This window comes from Novosphingobium subterraneum, from assembly GCF_000807925.1.
In the GTDB taxonomy this organism is placed as follows: Bacteria; Pseudomonadota; Alphaproteobacteria; order Sphingomonadales; family Sphingomonadaceae; genus Novosphingobium; species Novosphingobium subterraneum.
In genome coordinates this window covers 127,138-143,532 of record NZ_JRVC01000004.1, presented here as the reverse complement: position 1 = coordinate 143,532, position 16,395 = coordinate 127,138, and the positions used below count along the sequence as shown (strand labels likewise).

General features: G+C 62.4%; 10 protein-coding genes. 1 reads left to right on the top strand and 9 read right to left on the bottom strand.

Annotated features, from left to right (window positions below):
* Positions 1-24: 24 nt before the first annotated feature.
* The 9 genes from edd to NJ75_RS05310 all read right to left on the bottom strand — a co-directional run bounded on the left by edd (position 25) and on the right by NJ75_RS05310 (position 14,871).
* Complete coding sequence (gene edd / locus NJ75_RS05350) at positions 25-1,863, bottom strand: phosphogluconate dehydratase (RefSeq protein WP_039332422.1); 1,839 nt, start codon at positions 1,861-1,863, stop codon at positions 25-27.
* Complete coding sequence (locus NJ75_RS05345; RefSeq protein ID WP_039332164.1) at positions 1,863-2,489, bottom strand: 6-phosphogluconolactonase; 627 nt, start codon at positions 2,487-2,489, stop codon at positions 1,863-1,865. The genes edd and NJ75_RS05345 overlap by 1 nt, the downstream gene beginning before the upstream one ends.
* On the bottom strand, positions 2,482-3,930 hold the full coding sequence (gene zwf, locus NJ75_RS05340) for a glucose-6-phosphate dehydrogenase (protein ID WP_039332162.1): 1,449 nt from the start codon (positions 3,928-3,930) through the stop codon (positions 2,482-2,484). Before zwf ends, NJ75_RS05345 begins: the two co-directional genes overlap by 8 nt.
* Positions 3,931-4,101: 171 nt before the next feature.
* Positions 4,102-5,013: an alpha/beta hydrolase gene (locus NJ75_RS05335; protein WP_236727067.1), complete on the bottom strand. Its 912-nt coding sequence runs from the start codon at positions 5,011-5,013 to the stop codon at positions 4,102-4,104.
* A gap of 1 nt (position 5,014) precedes the next feature.
* A complete protein-coding gene (locus NJ75_RS05330; RefSeq protein WP_039332160.1) occupies positions 5,015-7,063 on the bottom strand; it encodes a glycoside hydrolase family 97 protein in 2,049 nt (682 codons plus the stop codon).
* On the bottom strand, positions 7,063-8,697 hold the full coding sequence (locus tag NJ75_RS05325) for an alpha-amylase family glycosyl hydrolase (RefSeq protein WP_039332158.1): 1,635 nt from the start codon (positions 8,695-8,697) through the stop codon (positions 7,063-7,065). Before NJ75_RS05325 ends, NJ75_RS05330 begins: the two co-directional genes overlap by 1 nt.
* Entirely contained in the window at positions 8,694-10,517 is a 1,824-nt protein-coding gene (locus tag NJ75_RS05320; protein WP_082013280.1) for an alpha-amylase family glycosyl hydrolase, read from the bottom strand. The genes NJ75_RS05325 and NJ75_RS05320 overlap by 4 nt, the downstream gene beginning before the upstream one ends.
* Positions 10,510-12,036, bottom strand: coding sequence for a tryptophan halogenase family protein (locus tag NJ75_RS05315; RefSeq protein WP_039332156.1), 1,527 nt, complete (start codon positions 12,034-12,036; stop codon positions 10,510-10,512). Before NJ75_RS05315 ends, NJ75_RS05320 begins: the two co-directional genes overlap by 8 nt.
* Before the next feature lie 114 nt (positions 12,037-12,150).
* Entirely contained in the window at positions 12,151-14,871 is a 2,721-nt protein-coding gene (locus tag NJ75_RS05310) for a TonB-dependent receptor (RefSeq protein WP_052242088.1), read from the bottom strand.
* A 350-nt stretch (positions 14,872-15,221) separates the two neighbouring features.
* Here NJ75_RS05310 and NJ75_RS05305 point away from each other — a divergent pair, with 350 nt between their 5' ends.
* Positions 15,222-16,256 (top strand): LacI family DNA-binding transcriptional regulator, encoded by a 1,035-nt coding sequence (locus NJ75_RS05305; RefSeq protein ID WP_039332154.1) that lies wholly within the window; start codon positions 15,222-15,224, stop codon positions 16,254-16,256.
* Positions 16,257-16,395: the final 139 nt, after the last annotated feature.

The following is a 16,395-nucleotide window of genomic DNA, read 5'->3' as shown; positions in this document are numbered from 1 at the left end:
TCCCCCTATTCTCTTTCGTTGCCGTCAGAGCCCGGCTGCAGCCAGCATCGCCGAACCACCGCGTTCGGCCTCGTCCGAATGCAGGCGCATCAAGGCGAACAGTTCACGCCCAACGCCCATGGCTGCTTCGGGAGCTGGCGCATTCTCGCGCGCGGACCATTCAGCAGCATCGACCAAGGCGGCCAGTTCGCCTGTATCTGCGCAGACGCGCACGATGTCGCCGTCGCGCAGTTTGGCCAGTGGGCCACCGGTCTTCGCTTCCGGCGACACGTGGATCGCAGCAGGAACCTTGCCGGACGCGCCAGACATGCGGCCGTCAGTGACCAGAGCCACCTTGAAGCCGCGGTCCTGCAGCACTCCGAGCGGCGGTGTCAGCTTGTGCAACTCGGGCATGCCGTTCGACGCGGGTCCCTGGAACCGCACCACGACCACAACATCCTTCTCCAATTCGCCGGCCTTGAAGGCTGCCAGAACGTCGTTCTGGTCGCTGAATACCCGGCAAGGCGCTTCGATCGTCCAGCGCGAGGGGTCCACAGCGCTGACCTTGATCGTGCCGCGGCCGAGATTGCCCTTGAGCAGGCGGAAGCCGCCTTCCTGCTGGAATGGTGCAGCTACCGGGCGCAACATCTTCTCGTCGCCCGACACCTCCGGCGCGGCTCTCCATTTGAGCGTGTCGCCATCCATGACCGGCTCCTGCGCGCCCTCTTCGAGCGACTTGCCGTAGACGGTCATGATATCCGCATGGGCGAGGCCTGCGCCGATCAATTCGCGGATCACGTAGGGCATGCCACCGGCCGCAGCAAAAGCGTTCACGTCGCCGGCCCCGTTCGGATAGACGCTGGCGATCAGCGGGACGGCGCGGCTCAGCTCATCCATGTCGTCCCAGTCGATCTGGATGCCCGCGGCCCGCGCGATGGCTGGCAGGTGGATCACGTGGTTGGTCGAACCTCCGGTCGCCAGCAGACCGGCAATTGCGTTGACGATCGCCTTTTCATCCACACACAGTCCGAGGGGGCGGTAGTCGTCACCGTCCCATCCGATCCGGGTGATCCGGTGCACCGCAGCGCGGGTAAGTTCCTGGCGCAGCTTGAGGCCGGGCTGGACGAAGCTGGAGCCCGGCATGTGCAGGCCCATCATTTCCATCATCATCTGGTTGGAGTTGGCGGTGCCATAGAAGGTGCAGGTGCCGGGCGAATGGTAGCTTGCGCTCTCGCTTTCGAGCAGTTCGTCGCGCCCTACCTTGCCCTCGGCATAGAGCTGGCGGATGCGGACCTTTTCCTTGTTGGGCAGGCCGCTCGGCATCGGGCCGGCTGGGACGAGGATCGTCGGCAGGTGTCCAAAACGCAAGGAGCCGATCAGCAGACCAGGCACGATCTTGTCGCAAATGCCCAGCAGCAGTGCGCCTTCAAACATGGCATGGCTAAGCCCGACGACCGCAGCCATCGCGATATTGTCGCGGCTGAACAGCGACAGCTCCATCGAGTCCTGTCCCTGCGTCACGCCATCGCACATCGCGGGAACGCCGCCCGCCACCTGCGCCGTCGCACCGACCTCACGGGCAAAGATCTTGATCTGCTCAGGGTAGCGGCCATAGGGCTGATGCGCCGAGAGCATGTCGTTATAAGCGGTGACGATGCCGATGTTCATCGCCTTGCCGCTTTTGATCAGCGTCTTGTCCTCGCCCGAGGCCGCAAAGCCGTGGGCCAGGTTGCCGCATGAAAGCTGCGGGCGATTGAGGCCCTGTTCGCGCGACCGCTCGATCAGGTCGAGGTAGGCCGTACGCGTCGGACGCGAGCGTTCGATGATGCGTTGGGTGACGCGCTCGACGATAGGGTGCAGGGCGACACTGGAATTGGAGGGCATCATTCGCTCCAGTAGATGGTAACGGGCGGGCCAAAGCCGCGGAGGAAATCTGTGACGGGATAACGCTCATCACCGTCAAGTGCCGCATCGAGCAGCGCCTTCTTCGAGGTGCCAGTCACGACAAGGATGATCTCCCTCGTCGCCTTGAGTGCTTTTTCATTCAAGGTGAGCCGATCAAACGGCGCTTCCTGCGGCAGCGGGATGGGCGTGGTCGCGATGACGGCAGGCCCGGGTCGGACATGCGCTGTCATTTCCGGGAACAGCGAGGCGACGTGCCCGTCCTCACCCATGCCGAGCCAGACGAGGTCGAATGGCGCGACTTGCGCGCCTTCTGCGAGGCGTTCGAATTGCGCACCGGAATCCCCGAGCGCTGCATGGATCTTGCCGAAGTTGCTTGCCGGATGGTCGTCCGCCACCCTGCGATCGTCAGTCAGGGCAATGGTGACGCTGGACCAGTCGAGCGGGCGATCCTTGAGCAGGGCCAGCACCTTGATCGGCGTGGAGCCCCCGGTGAACGCGATCCGCTTATGGCCCGCTGCCGAAACGACTCGCGCGATATGATCCGCCACGGCCGCAGCATCGCCGGCCTGCGCCCAACGCACGCTTGCCGGCACGAGGTCAGTCATTCCAGCTTCTCCCGTCCCGTTCGGTCAGGGCAATGCCGGCGTTCGGCCCCCACGACCCAGCGGCATAGGGCCGAGCTTCCATCTCCGTGTCGGCCCAGACCTTGCGGATAGCGTCGACCCATTTCCACTGCGCTTCCACTTCGTCACGGCGCACGAACAGCGTCTGCTCGCCCTCGATCAGGTCGAGCAGCAAACGCTCGTAGGCAATGCGACGGCGCGCCTTGGCAAACGCCGTGGTCAGCGACAGGTCCAGGTTCACTTCGCGGAGCACGATCCCACCGCGATCCAGCCCCGGCTCCTTCGCCATGACCTGCAGGCGAACGTATTCCTCGGGCTGAAGGCGGATGACCAAGCGATTGGCGCGCAGGCGGCCACCACGCTCGGCGAAGACGTTGTGCGGCACCTGCTTGAATTCGACGACGATCTCGCTGCGCCGCTCGGCAAGGCGCTTGCCGGTACGCAGGTAGAACGGCACCCCGGTCCAGCGCCAGTTGTCGACGTGCGCCTTGATGGCGACGAAGGTCTCGGTATCCGATGCCTCGCCAAGATCTTCCTGATAGCCCGCCACCGAAGCGCCCTTGACTGCGCCGGTGCGATATTGGCCGCGCACCATCTCCTCGGCTTTTACCGGGCGCAGTGCGCGCAGCACCTTGACCTTCTCGTCGCGGATCGAAGTGGCATCGAGGCTGGCTGGCGGCTCCATCGCCGTCAGCGCCAGAAGTTGCAGCATATGGTTCTGCACCATGTCGCGCAGCGCACCGGTATCGTCGTAGAAACCCTTTCGGCCTTCGAGGCCGACCGTCTCGCTGACCGTGATCTGCACGTGATCGATGCCGCCCGCGTTCCACAACGGCTCGAACATCATGTTGGCAAAGCGCAGCGCCATCAGGTTCTGGACCGTTTCCTTGCCAAGGTAATGGTCGATCCGGAAGATCTGTTCCTCGGCAAAGGCGGCGGCGACAGCATCGTTGATCCGGGTGGACGAAGCGAGATCGTTGCCCAGCGGTTTTTCAAGGCCGATCCGGACATTGGCATGCGCCAGCCCCGCCCTCTTCAGGCCTTCGATGGTCGGTTCGAACAGGAAGGGTGCGGTCGACAGGAAAATCGACAGGCCGCACGAAGTATCACCCAGTTTTTCAGCGAGCGCGCCGAAGCCATCGACATTCGAGGCATCAAGCGTCTGGTATTCGAGCCGTTCGAGGAAGCTTGCCAGCTTCTCGTCATCGCGCCGGTCTTCTGGCAGGAACTCGGCTAGCGCGTTACGGGCGAACTCGCGGAACTCGGCGTCGTCATGCTCCGAACGGGCGGTGCCGACTATGCGCAGGTCGGGCCGGATCAGCCCGTCCTCGTGCAGTGCGTAAAGCGAAGGCAGCAGCATGCGCCGCGAAAGGTCCCCGGTCGCGCCGAACAGCAGCAGGGCCGAGCAACTGGTTTCGATCATCGACGCTAATCTCCCTTGGCAATGCGGCCCGCCGAAATCGGCGCCGGGCCCGTGCCTTGCACCGGCCCTAGACCCTTAGTCCTTCCGGTTCAGTACGCATATGTATGCAGGATAGCTATGCGCTGGCGCCGGGTAGACATCCTTGCACTCCGACAGGCGCTCGGGCAACCGTCAGGGGCGAAAGAGCCACTCGAGCACTTCCGGCAAGCGGGCTGCCCAGGCGTCCTCGTCATGGGACGCACCGGGATAGAACCGGCTCTCGAAATCTGCACCCTCTTGCCATCCTGCGCTCGCGAAGGCCTGATCGACCTCCTTCTGGTAAGGCGCATAGAACTGGTCGAGCGTCGCGTCGCCATGGTCCATCCACACCCGGCGAGCATCGGGCTTGCCCAGCGTCGACGAGAAATAGTCGCGCCACACCTTCGCGGCCTGCGCGTCATAGCCAGCAACCGCGTCGGAGATCGCTGCCGGCCAATGTGAACTCAAGCAGGCCGCCCGCCCGAACACTTCAGGCCTGGCGGCAATGGCATAGCAGCTCATCAGGCCGCCCATGCTCGAGCCGATGATCGCGGTGTTGATCTTTGCCGGACGCGTGCGGAACGAGCGGTCAACCCAAGGCTTCAGCACATCACCGATCCACGCGAGGTATCGAGATGAGGTCACAGGTCCCTTTGCCATCACGTCCATCTTCGCCCGCAGTTCCGGCGGAGCGGCATCGTAGGCCGGCTTCGGCAGATACTGGCGGAAGCGATCCTCTCCCGGAGCCCAGATCCCGACTATGATCCGCGGTTCGATGCCTTTACCCATGACAGCAAGCATGGCCTTGTCCGCCGCCCAGATCTTGTCGAAGTTGGAATTTCGCCGGTCAAACAGGTTGTGCCCATCGTGCATGTAGACCACCGGATAGCTGCGGTTCGACCCGTCATATCCAGGCGGCAGCCAGATGCTCAGTCGCTGCGGCGGCAACCCTGCCGCCGCAATCTCGCTATATTCGATTATCCGCCCCTGATCCTGCGCCGCCGCCGGATGCGTGGTCATCGCCAGCAGGAGCATCCCCATCCCGGCAAGCAGGCGCAGCATCATGTCACTTGCCCGGATGCAGACGCACGGCGAGACCACCGCCGGGTGCCAGCCAGGCCGGCAGGACATCGCCCTTCTTCACCTTCAGCGTGGCATAGGCGATACGGTGCCGGGCCTCGGTCTCGTAAGTAGCGCCCTCGCCGTCCTTCCACACTGTGGCGGTATAGGTCTTGCCCGGGTCGAGGAAGTCGAGGCTCAGCGAAACGTCGCGCGCCGTCGCATCGTTCACGCCCCCGACATACCAGTCCTCGCTGTTGCGGTCCTTGCGCGCAAAGATCGCGAAGTCACCCACCTCACCGGCGATCAGGTGGCTCTCGGACCAGTCGGCGGGCACCTGCTTGATGAAAGCCAGTTCCCTGGGATGCGCCTCGAGGCTCTCGATGAAGTCCGCTGCCATCTGGATCGGGGAATAGAGGGCAAGGTAAAGGCCGAGCTGCTTGGCAAGCGTGGAGGCCAACGGCACCTTGTTTGCGCCTTCAAGGCTCAGCACGCCCGGCGTGTAGTCCATCGGCCCGGACAGCATGCGGGTGTAGACCAGCGTAGGCTCGTGGTCCGGTCCGTTGGCAAACTGGCCCCAGGCATTGTATTCCATGCCCCGCGCGCCTTCGCGATCGATCCAGTTGGGATAGGTGCGGCGCAGGCCAGTGTCCTTCACCGGTTCGTGGGCGTTGACGACGATGCGATACTTCGCCGCCATCTCCACGACCTTGAGGTGATGCTGAACCTGCCGCTGGCCGTCATGGTATTCCATCTTGTACGTGTCCTGCGTGTCACCGGGGGCAAGGATGCCACCGGCATCTGCGACATAGCCGGTCTTCACCGCCCGAACGCCCAACCGGTCGTAAAGCTTCATGGCGTCTTCGAGTTGGGCCTCGTAGTTCGCGATATTGCCGCCGGTTTCGTGGTGGCCGATCAACATGACGCCCTTCTTCGCGCCGTATCTGGTGACGGCTTCGATATCGAAGTCGGGCGTTGCCTGGGTGTAGCTGAAGTCCTTGCCGTTGCCGAACCATGTGCCGTTCCAGCCTTTGTCCCAGCCTTCCACCAGCACCCCGCCGAAACCGTGCTTGGCGGCAAAGTCCATGTACTGCTTGGTCCGCGCGGTCGTCGCGCCATGTTTGGGCCCTTCGGCCCACGACCAATCACCGCGGATCATGCCCCACCAGATGCCAATGTACTTTATCGGCTTGAAGTAGGAGACATCGCCGATGTTGTTGGGCTCGTTGAGGTTCAATTCGAGGTCGTTCTCGACCAAGCCCTTGGCACTGTCGGCGATGCGCAGCGTGCGCCATGGAGTGTTGAATGGCACTGCGCGCACAACCTTCGGGCCACTGGACGAAGGGGCCAGTGTCGCCCGGAACGAAGTGCCGGTCTGACGCTTGAGCCACATTCCCGAATAATCGACCAGTGCGGCTTCATGGAACGACAGGTGGGTGCCGTCATCGAGCTTCATCGTGATCGGCGTGTGCGCGGTGGAGACGGCGTCGATCGGGGTCTTCTGGTAGACCTGCTCGTAACGGTTCCATTCGCCGCCGGTGATCCACCATGCGGTGCCGTTCTGCGCGACGTTGAACTCGGTCAGCTCGTCGGCGATCTTCATCACCTTCATCGCGGGCTGTTCCGGGATCTCATAACGGAAGCCGAAGCCGTCATTGAACAGGCGGAAGCGCACATTCATGCGTCGGGCACCCCAGTCCGGCGTCTGTTCGAACCTGACCAGCAATTCATTGTGGTTGTCGCTGACATAGCGACGCTCGCCCCACGGCTGTTCCCAGGTTTCCTTCCCCGATGCGGTCTCGCTGCCGATGATCTTCTGGCCCCGCTGCATCGTCGGGCCGTCGCTGGTGATGAAGCCCAGCATCGACGACGCCAGCAGCAGCTTGCCCTTGCGGGTCAGGCTGTAAAGCGGGTGCCCGTCATTGTCGGTTGTGACGGAAAGGACCAACGATCCGTCCGGGGATGATGCGGTCACGGTTTCAGCAAGAGCCGGCGAAACGAGGGCGCACGAAAGGGTCAGCGCCAGCGGCGCTGCAACGTTCAGAAAGTTACGCATCAGATCCTCTCTTCGATCAGCAGCGCGCCAAACGGCGGCAACTGCCCAACAATGGCGCCGTTTACCGACGCGAGTTCCTTGCCATCCCGAACCAGTCCTTGCGGCCAGACCACCGGGACGGAGGACAGGTTGAAAAGTCCTGCAATCGATTGCTCTCCCGAGACGCGACGGATAGCAAGCAGGCATTCGTCTGCATGGAGAACCTGGAATGAGCCAAGGCGTAGCGCATCGTTTTCACGGCGCAGACGCAGCAGGCGCGTGGTCAGATTGAGCAGCGACGACGGATCGGCTTCCTGCCGGTCTACCGCGCGCGCCAGATTCTCTTCGCCCAACGGCAGCCACGGCGCTCCGCATGTGAAGCCCCCCTCGCCTGACTGCACCACCCACGGCATCGGCGTGCGGGCCCCATCGCGTGAAAGCGTCAGCGGCCAGTTGGCAATCGCTTCCGGGTCCTGCAACTGCTCGAAGGGGATCTCGACCTGGGTCAGCCCCAGTTCCTCGCCCTGATAGACAATGATGTTGCCCCGCAGCGACGTGAAAAGCATGGCCTTCAGCCGTGCAAACGCCTCGCGATCATCGAGGCCGCACCAGCGCGACAGTGCGCGGGGAGCGTCGTGGTTCTCGAAAGCCCAGCTCGGCCATCCGATACCCGGCGTGTCCGGCCACTTGGCAACGGCCTGCTCGACGAATTTCGGAGTCAGCTTGTCCGCATAGAGGAAGTCGAAGCCATAGGCGCTGTTGAGATGATCCTCGCCCGCGGTGAAGGCTTTCATCTCGGTCTCGGCCAGATCGCCACCCACTTCGGCCACAGTGAACACCGCGCCATACTGATCGCACAGTTCCCGCACGCGCTGGATGAACCTCAGGATATCGGGGTGCGACTGGTTGTAGATCTTGAGCTGATAGTCAAACGGGCGCGTCTTGCGACGCCCGTCATCGGGCGCTGGCGGATTATCGCGCAGCGTCGGGTCGTGCATGAGGAAGTTGAGCGCATCGAGACGGAACCCGTCCACGCCACGATCCAGCCAGAAGCGCATGACGCCAAGCAGCGCATCTTGCACATCAGGATTGTGCGCATTCATCTGCGGCTGGCTGGAAAGGAAGTTGTGCAGGTAATACTGCTTGCGCCGCGCATCCCAGGTCCATGCCGGACCGCCGAACACTGATTGCCAGTTTGAGGGTGGCGAACCGTCGGGCCTGGGATCGGCCCAGACGTACCAGTCCGCCTTGTCGTTCAGCTGATCCTGTCGGCTTTCCTCGAACCATGGATGGAGGTCCGAAGTATGGGCGTAGACCTGATCAATCGTGACCTTCAGCCCCAGTTCGTGGGCGCGTTTCACCATTGCGTCGAAATCGGCGAGCGTGCCGAAAATCGGATCGACGTCACAATAGTCGGCCACGTCATAGCCGAAATCGCGCATCGGCGATTTGAAGAACGGAGAGACCCAGATTGCATCCACGCCGAGGCGCGCCACGTGCTCCAGACGTTGCGTGATGCCCGGCAGGTCGCCGATGCCGTCACCATTGGAATCACAGAAGCTGCGCGGATAAATCTGATAGATCGCAGCGCCACGCCACCACGGCACGTCAGGCTGTGGCTTGGTGCTGGGAAGTACGGCTTCGGAAGTCTTCATCGAACGGTAGTTTCCGGGGAGGGAGCAACACGGCAAACCATGCTGCCGAAGGCGGATAGCTCGACCGTAACGCTGCCGGGCGCGGAAACCTGCGCCGGGCATCGCCCATAGAGCGTCTCAAGGCTTGCTGCGGACACCCCGATCACGCTTTGCATGGCGATCGGCTTGTCCGAGGTATTGAAGGCAATGAAGTATTCGGTACCGCTAACCGGATCAAAGCGGGAGACCGAAAACAAGCCGGGCGCTTCCGAATACGTTCGCGTAACCTGCCGACCTCGCGCCAGCGCCGGGTGGGCCTTGCGCAGCTGGGCCAGGGTCGCGATCAACCTGTAAAAAGGGTGGGCCGGATCGAAGTTGGCCGTTGCGTTGGTTGCCGAAGTGCCAAGCAGACGATTGTCGTTGTAGCTCGCGACCTTGCTGGCGAACATGTCCTCGCGGGCGTCCTGATCGTTGCCATCGCCCATAAAGCCCTGCTCGTCGCCAGAGTAGATCACTGGCGAACCACGCAGGGTTAGCAACATCACATGGGCAAGCTCGACGCGCCTGGTAAGTTCGGCGTCTGAAATCCCCGGCATGTCCTTGGCGAGCAGCGTGGAGAACCGGCCCATGTCGTGGTTGCCAAGGAACGTCGGCATCGCCAGCGCGGCTTCTTCGCCGCCCTCATAGAGCACATCGCCATCGAAAGTATCGGCGAGGACCTCGGTACCCTTGCCCTGCCCCAGCACGGCGCGCACCGCGCCCTGAAAGGCGAAGTCCAGCACTGCCGGATAGCCGTCACGCCGGGTGTAACGGGCTATGGTGCCGGGGTCCGACCCTTCGTGCGCCACTTCGCCGAAAATCGAGAAGTTGGGTATGCCGGCCTGCTTCGCCGTATCCAGCATCGCAGGTATAAACGCCTGCCAAAAACCCGGATCGACATGCTTGGCCGTGTCGATGCGGTAGCCGTCGATGCCGAACTGCCTGATCCAATCGGCATAGATCTCGATCATGCCGGCGCGTACCCGGGGATGCTCGGTGAAAAGGTCGTCAAGGCCGGCGAAGTCACCGAAGCGGCTGTTCTCGCCGCGGAACGTGCTGTCACCGCGGTTGTGGTAATAGATCGGATCGTTAAGCCAATCGGGCACCTTCACGTGCGCTTCGGCTGGCGGAACGAATGGCTCGTAGGCAAAGCCGGGATTGGTCAGCTTGGCGAAGTTGGCTGCACTCGAGTCCGCGTCTCCGGCGAACCCAGGATTGACCGGCTCACCATTCACGCCACCCTTGCGCGAATAGGGCCAGTTCGCCTTGTCGCGGTAGGTGTACTGGCCACCCTTGTACTGGATTACGTCAGCGGTGTGGTTGGCGATGATGTCCATGTAGACCTTCATCCCCCGGGCGTGGGCCGCGTCGACAAGCGCCTTGAAGTCGGCATTGGTGCCGAAGTGCGGATCGACGCGGGTGAAGTCGGTCACCCAATAGCCGTGGTATCCGGCACTCTCGAGCCCCGGCCCGCCCTGCACCGGCTTGTTCTTGAAGACCGGTGCCACCCAGATCGCGGTGGCGCCAAGCCGCTGCAGGTAGTCTAATCGCTGGGTCAGCCCCTTGATGTCGCCGCCGTGGTAGAAGCCCTTGGCGGCGGGATCAAAACCGGTCTTGTAGCGATCTCCCTTCAGGCCGCCGCGATCATTGGCCTTGTCGCCATTCTCGAACCGATCGGGCAGGAGGAAATAGATCGTCTCCCCCGCTGCCGGACGCGCCCGGACTTCGGCGAGCGGCACGTCGGCCTGCGCGGGTTGCGAGGCGAGCAGCGCCAGAAGAGAAAGACCCATGACCTTACGCATGTGCCGGCACCTGTCCGCAAACATGCGACACGTATTCAGCGTGAGACGGCATTCGGGCAACGTCCTTTTCGTAGGCACCGCGCACGGTATCGAGGAAGGCTTTGAGGCTTTCGGGCGCAACCTGGTCGGCAAGCGGATGCCAGCGTGCGGGCACGACACCCTGCCCGATCATGACCTGCACCCAACCGGGCACGTCGAACAGTTCGTCGTGTTCGCGCACGATGCGTCCCGACGCCCGGAACATCGCAAGACGTTCGCCCAACGCATCGGGCAGTTGTCCGGCTGCCTCCATCTGCCGCAGAGAGTCCCAGAAGGGTTCGCCGTGCCTGCCATTGGCGACGTAATGCAGGATCACGAAATCGCGGATGCGCTCTATTTCGAAAGCTGCGAGGCGGTTGTAAGCATCGCGATCAGCATCGTGAACAGGGCCATTGGGCATGAAATCGACGAGACGGCTGATTGCGGTCTGGATCAAGTGGATCGAGGTGGATTCCAAAGGCTCAATGAAGCCGGAGGAGAGCCCGATCGCCACAACGTTCCGCTCCCAGAACTTCTCGCGCCGCCCGGCCTTGAAGCGGATGGTGCGCGGATCGGCCAGTTGCTCGCCATCGAGGCGGCCGATAAGCCGCGCTGTGGCTTCGTCTTCGCTCATCAGGTCGGAGCAGAAGACGTGGCCGTTTCCGGTACGATGCTGAAGCGGAATGCGCCAGCACCAGCCGGCGGGCTGGGCAATTGAACGGGTGTAAGGAACAAGCGGCTCAGCCCTGTCGCAGGGCACCGCCACTGCGCGATCGCATTTCAGCCACTGGCTCCAATCGAGATAACCGACGCCCATCTCCTGACCCAGAAGCAGGCTGCGGAAGCCAGAGCAGTCCACAAAAAGATCGCCATCGATCACGTCGCCACGTTCAAGGCGAAGTGCCGCCAGATTGCCGTTCAGCACATCGCGGTCGAAACCGACGATCCGCCCCTCGATCCGGCGAACGCCACGGCCTTCAGCGTAACGCCTGAGGAATGCGGCATAAAGCGAGGCGTCGAAATGGTAGGCGTATGGCATCGGCGGCAAGGCGCTACCTTGCGGACGGTCGATATGCGCGAACTTGTTTGCATCGGAAGCGACGGCGTTGAGCACGTATTCGCCCAGCGGACCGGCAAGGCCATGTGCACGGCCTCGCAGCCAGTAGTGGTGGAACGGCAGAACACCGAGGCTGCGACCCGTAAGCCCGAAGCCGTGGATGTAGCGGTCATCGAAACCACCCCAGCCTTCGAAAGCGATCCCAAGCTTCCAGGTGCCATGCGTTTCGCGCAGGAACTGGGCCTCGTCGATACCCAGTGTCTGGTTGAACAGGCGAACCATCGGGATGGTCGCCTCACCGACGCCGACCGTGCCGATTTCCTCGGACTCAATTAATGTCACCTGCCAGTGCGGCGAAGCCAGCCGGGCAAGAGCAGCGGCGGTCATCCATCCTGCCGTGCCGCCACCTGCAATGACGATCCTGCGCTGATCTGTAGCCGACACGTCCGTTCTCCCGCAGTGAATTCTCTCGAGAGTGCCTTCTGCGGGCACATTCTTGCAACGTCTCTGTCCCGAAAGGGTGGAGGGAGCGGGATGAGGCCGCTCCCTCCGGAGGGATCAGAACTTGTAGTTGAAGCCTGCCATGAAGCGACGACCGTAGGTCTGGTAGTTGCGGATCTGCAGCGGTGCGCCATTGTCGACCGAAACGAAGGGCTCGTCGGTCAGGTTCTGGCCCTGCACGAAGAGGGACAGGCCATTTAGCGGGCTGCTTTCCTGGAAGTCATAGCCGATCTGCGCATCGACGATGGTTTCCTTCAGCGCGCGGCGCAGTTCACGCTCGCCGCCGAAGCCGACAAAGATTCCTTGGAACGACGAGCGGTGACGGGCCGAGACGCGGGCGTTGAAGCCGGCCTTCTCGAAGAACAGCGTGCCCGAAGCAACCCAGCGCGAGTAGTCCGGAAGGTCCATCGAATTGGCGTTCGGACCCGGCTTGATCGAGGTCTTGGTGTAACCAAGCCCGCCCGTGAAGCCGAAGCCCTCGAGCGCCGGGGTGATGACTTCAAACGGCAGGGTGCCAGCGAGTTCCACACCATAAAGCTTGCCACCCGAACCGTTGACCGCCGTGTTGATCGTACCGACGAAGTTCGTGATCGGAACCGGGGCGACGATCGGCAGGCCGGTGTAGTCGTACGGGACAACGTCCTTGTAGATGTAGTTGTCGAGCTTCTTGTAGAACATCTGCAGGCCGACGTAGCCCTTGCGGCCGAAGTACTTTTCGATGTTCAGGTCAGCTGCCCATGCACGATACGGACGCAGCTGCGGGTTGCCGCCGTTACCGGTGATCACGCCGCTGTTGACGTTGTAGCTGTAGTCCAGGCTAACCTTCATGTCCTCGAAGCGCGGACGCTGGATCTCGCGCGCTGCGGCAAAGCGTACCACCCAGTCACCCGGAATGCGGAAATTAAGGTTGAGGCTTGGCAGGATGTCCCAGTAACGCGCGCCGCGGGTGACAGGCACCAGCGAGGCAGCCGCAAGGTTCACGAAGCCACGCGACTTCTGCTCGGTGTTCTGTGCGAGAACGCCGATATTGCCGTCCATCTCGACATCGCCGAGCGTCGCCTTGAGGTCGCCCTTGAAATAGATCGACATGACGCGCTCGGTGACCGAGTAAGCCTTTGCCGGAACGTCCTTCGAAGCGTTCAGCGTCTTTACGTAGACTCCGTCTTCGAGCAGCGCGAAGGGATCGTAGCCGATGACCGGACCGGCACCGATGAAGCCAAGGTCGGTTGCGCCCGTGCGGTACTTCTCCGGCACGACCAGCGACTTGGCGCCGCCGGCGAGGTTCAGGAAATACTCGACCGGCGTCTTTGCCTTGGTGCGATCGACGTAAGCCGTGCCGACCGTCAGCTTCGAGAGGAAGCTGTCTTCCAGTTCCTTGCCGACTTCGACCTGGAAGCTCTTGATCTCGTCGTCGATGATGCGGTCGTTGTAGTAGCCCTCCTGCGAACCATTCGGCGCGCCGCCACCCCAGCCGAGCGGGTCGGTCAGGACGATAGTGTTGTAGTTGCCATAATCGAGGACGTGGCTGGTGAAGCTGGTTCCGGTCGGACCGCTGACGAAGGTCAGCGTATCGGTCGCACCGACACCAGCGCCCGGGCCGGTGCCCGCGTTGGTTTCAAGGGTAAGTTCGTTGCGATCGGTCTTCGAGTAGCCGAAGTCGAACGAGGCCGACCAGCCATCCTCACCGGCCCAAGCAGCGTTGAAACCGCCCGAGAAGATGTCCGAGTTGCGTTCGTAGCCATGATTGTTGACGACGGCCTCGACGCCCGAGAACGTGCCCTTGGTGATCAGGTTGCCGTTGGTCTCGATACCGGTAGGCGACAGCTGCGCACCACTCCAGGCCAGCGGAAACTCGATGCCACGCTTGATCTGCTTGTCCTTGAAGTTGCCGTAGAAACCGTCAACGGTCAGGGTCAGCTCGTCGACCGGCTTGAACTGCACGGTGCCCTGGATGCCGAGACGCTTGAGCTGCGTTGATACGCCAAAAGGCTTCATGCCGCCGATGATCTTGGTATTGTTCGGGCCGTCGGCGTAACCCCAAGCCTCGAATTCCTGAGCCTGATATGGCTCATCGGTGTAAGCAGCCGACAGAGCAACGCCAAGGCGATCTTCCATGAACTGGCCGACATAGGTCGCCGTCGCACGATAGCCGAACTCGTTGCTGTCCTTGTTGACTTTGCCAAGGTCAGCGTAAGTGCCGCGGCCGCCGAACGAGAGAAGGCCCTTGCCGAATTCCAGCGGACGGATCGTCTTGATGTCGACGGTGCCGACGAGGCCCTGGTGGACAAGGTTCGCCTGCGGCGTCTTGTAGACGTCAACGCGGCTGACGATTTCCGAAGGGAACTGATCGAACTCGACGTTGCGCTGTTCGCCCGTCGAGGTTTGCGGGCGACCGTTCAGCGTGGTCGAGGAAAGGTCCGCGCTCGAACCGCGGATAGCGATCGAGTTGGCGCGGCCGAACAGGCGCTGGGTGGTGAGACCCGGCAGGCGAGCGATCGATTCACCGATCGAGGCATCGGGCAGGCGGCCAATGTCTTCGGCCGAGACCGATTCCACGATCACCGGCGAGGTCTTCTTGACGTTGACGGCCGTGGCGAGCGCGGCGCGGAAACCGGTCACGACGATGGCCTGCTCCTGCGCCTCCGGAGCCGCGTCAGTTGCCTGCGCCTGATCCTGCGCCGGGGTGGCGTCCTGCGCCATGGCCGGAGTCGCAACGAGGGCGACTGTCATCGCTGCGAGCGATACGCCGGCAGCAGCGGATAATGTGCGAATTGCCATGTTGAAATTCACTCCCCCAAGCCGGAAGCTCCGACCCTGAACCTTCTGTTGAAACCGTGATTGCACTCGGCGGTGCCGCTGATCCCGGCCTTCCGCTCCATTCCGGTTTAAGGGAGCGATGAAGAATGGCGAATATGGCATACGTATACTATGCATGCGCCGCCCCCCGGATTGGTTTCAGTTGATGCTATTTGGCAACGCTCCCTCCGTGAGAAAAACCCTTGCGAAATCGGCATTTCCCATTGATTCTGGCAGCGCAACCGCCGAGCCATTGCATGACTGAGACATCACGCATAAAGTCCGGGTTGACCGACCACGGGACCACACCGGGCGGTGGGAGTGATCGGGATATGGGGCGCAGGCCTTCCAACAAACCAACCAGTTTCGACATTGCCTACCTTGCCGGCGTATCCCAGCCCACCGTGAGCAGGGCGTTGCGAGGCAGCAAATCGGTCAGTCTCGCGACACGGCAGAAGATCGAGGCGATTGCTCGACAACTCAATTACACGGTCGACAAGAATGCTTCTTCACTGCGTTCGCAGCGGTCGAACACGTTGGCTCTGCTGTTCTTCGAGGATCCGACGCCTGATGAATCCAACATCAACCCGTTCTTTCTCGCCATGCTGGGATCGATCACGCGGCATTGCGCCAATCGCGGTCTTGACCTGCTGATCTCGTTCCAGAAACTGGATGACGATTGGCACAAGCGTTACCAGGACAGCCATCGCGCGGACGGACTGATCCTGCTTGGTTATGGCGACTACACGGCATACGAGCCGCGACTGCGCCAGTTGATCCGCTCGGGCACGCATTTCGTACGCTGGGGCTCGGTTGACGACGGCACGATCGGGGCCACGGTCGGATCGGACAATTTCGGCGCGGGGCGGCTTGCTGGCGAGCACCTTCTGGCACGTGGACGCAAGCGGATCGCTTTCCTCGGCCAGGCGGATTCGCACTATCCGGAATTCGAGCAGCGCTATGCCGGCCTTGCCAAAGCTGTGGTGACTGCAGGCCTCGCGCCCGACCCATCCCTGCTTGTCGACGCCGTTTCATCCGAGGAGAACGGCTATCACGCTGCGCGTGAGCTTCTATCGCGGGAGGCGTCGTTCGATGCGATCTTTGCCGCGAGCGATCTTATCGCGGTAGGCGCCATGCGCGCACTGTCCGAAGCCGGACTGTCGGTTCCCGACGATGTCGCCGTCGTGGGCTTCGACGACATTCCCGCTGCCGCCTTCACTTCGCCTCCGCTGACGACGATTATGCAGGATATCCGGCTGGCTGGTGAAGCTCTGGTGGAAAGCGTCCTTGCACAAGTCGAAGGTCGCCCAGGCAACCCACGCGTGCTGCCGGCGCGGCTTGTGGTTCGGGCAAGCAGCGGCGGGTGAACCGCCGACGGTCTTGGTATTCGTATGCGCATCGATTGCAGGAACGCCCGGATTCTGCAACTTCGCGACGCCTGATTGCAATGCAATGGCCGCGTGAGACGGCCACCTGGCGCGCCAACAGCGCCCCGATGGAGAGCCG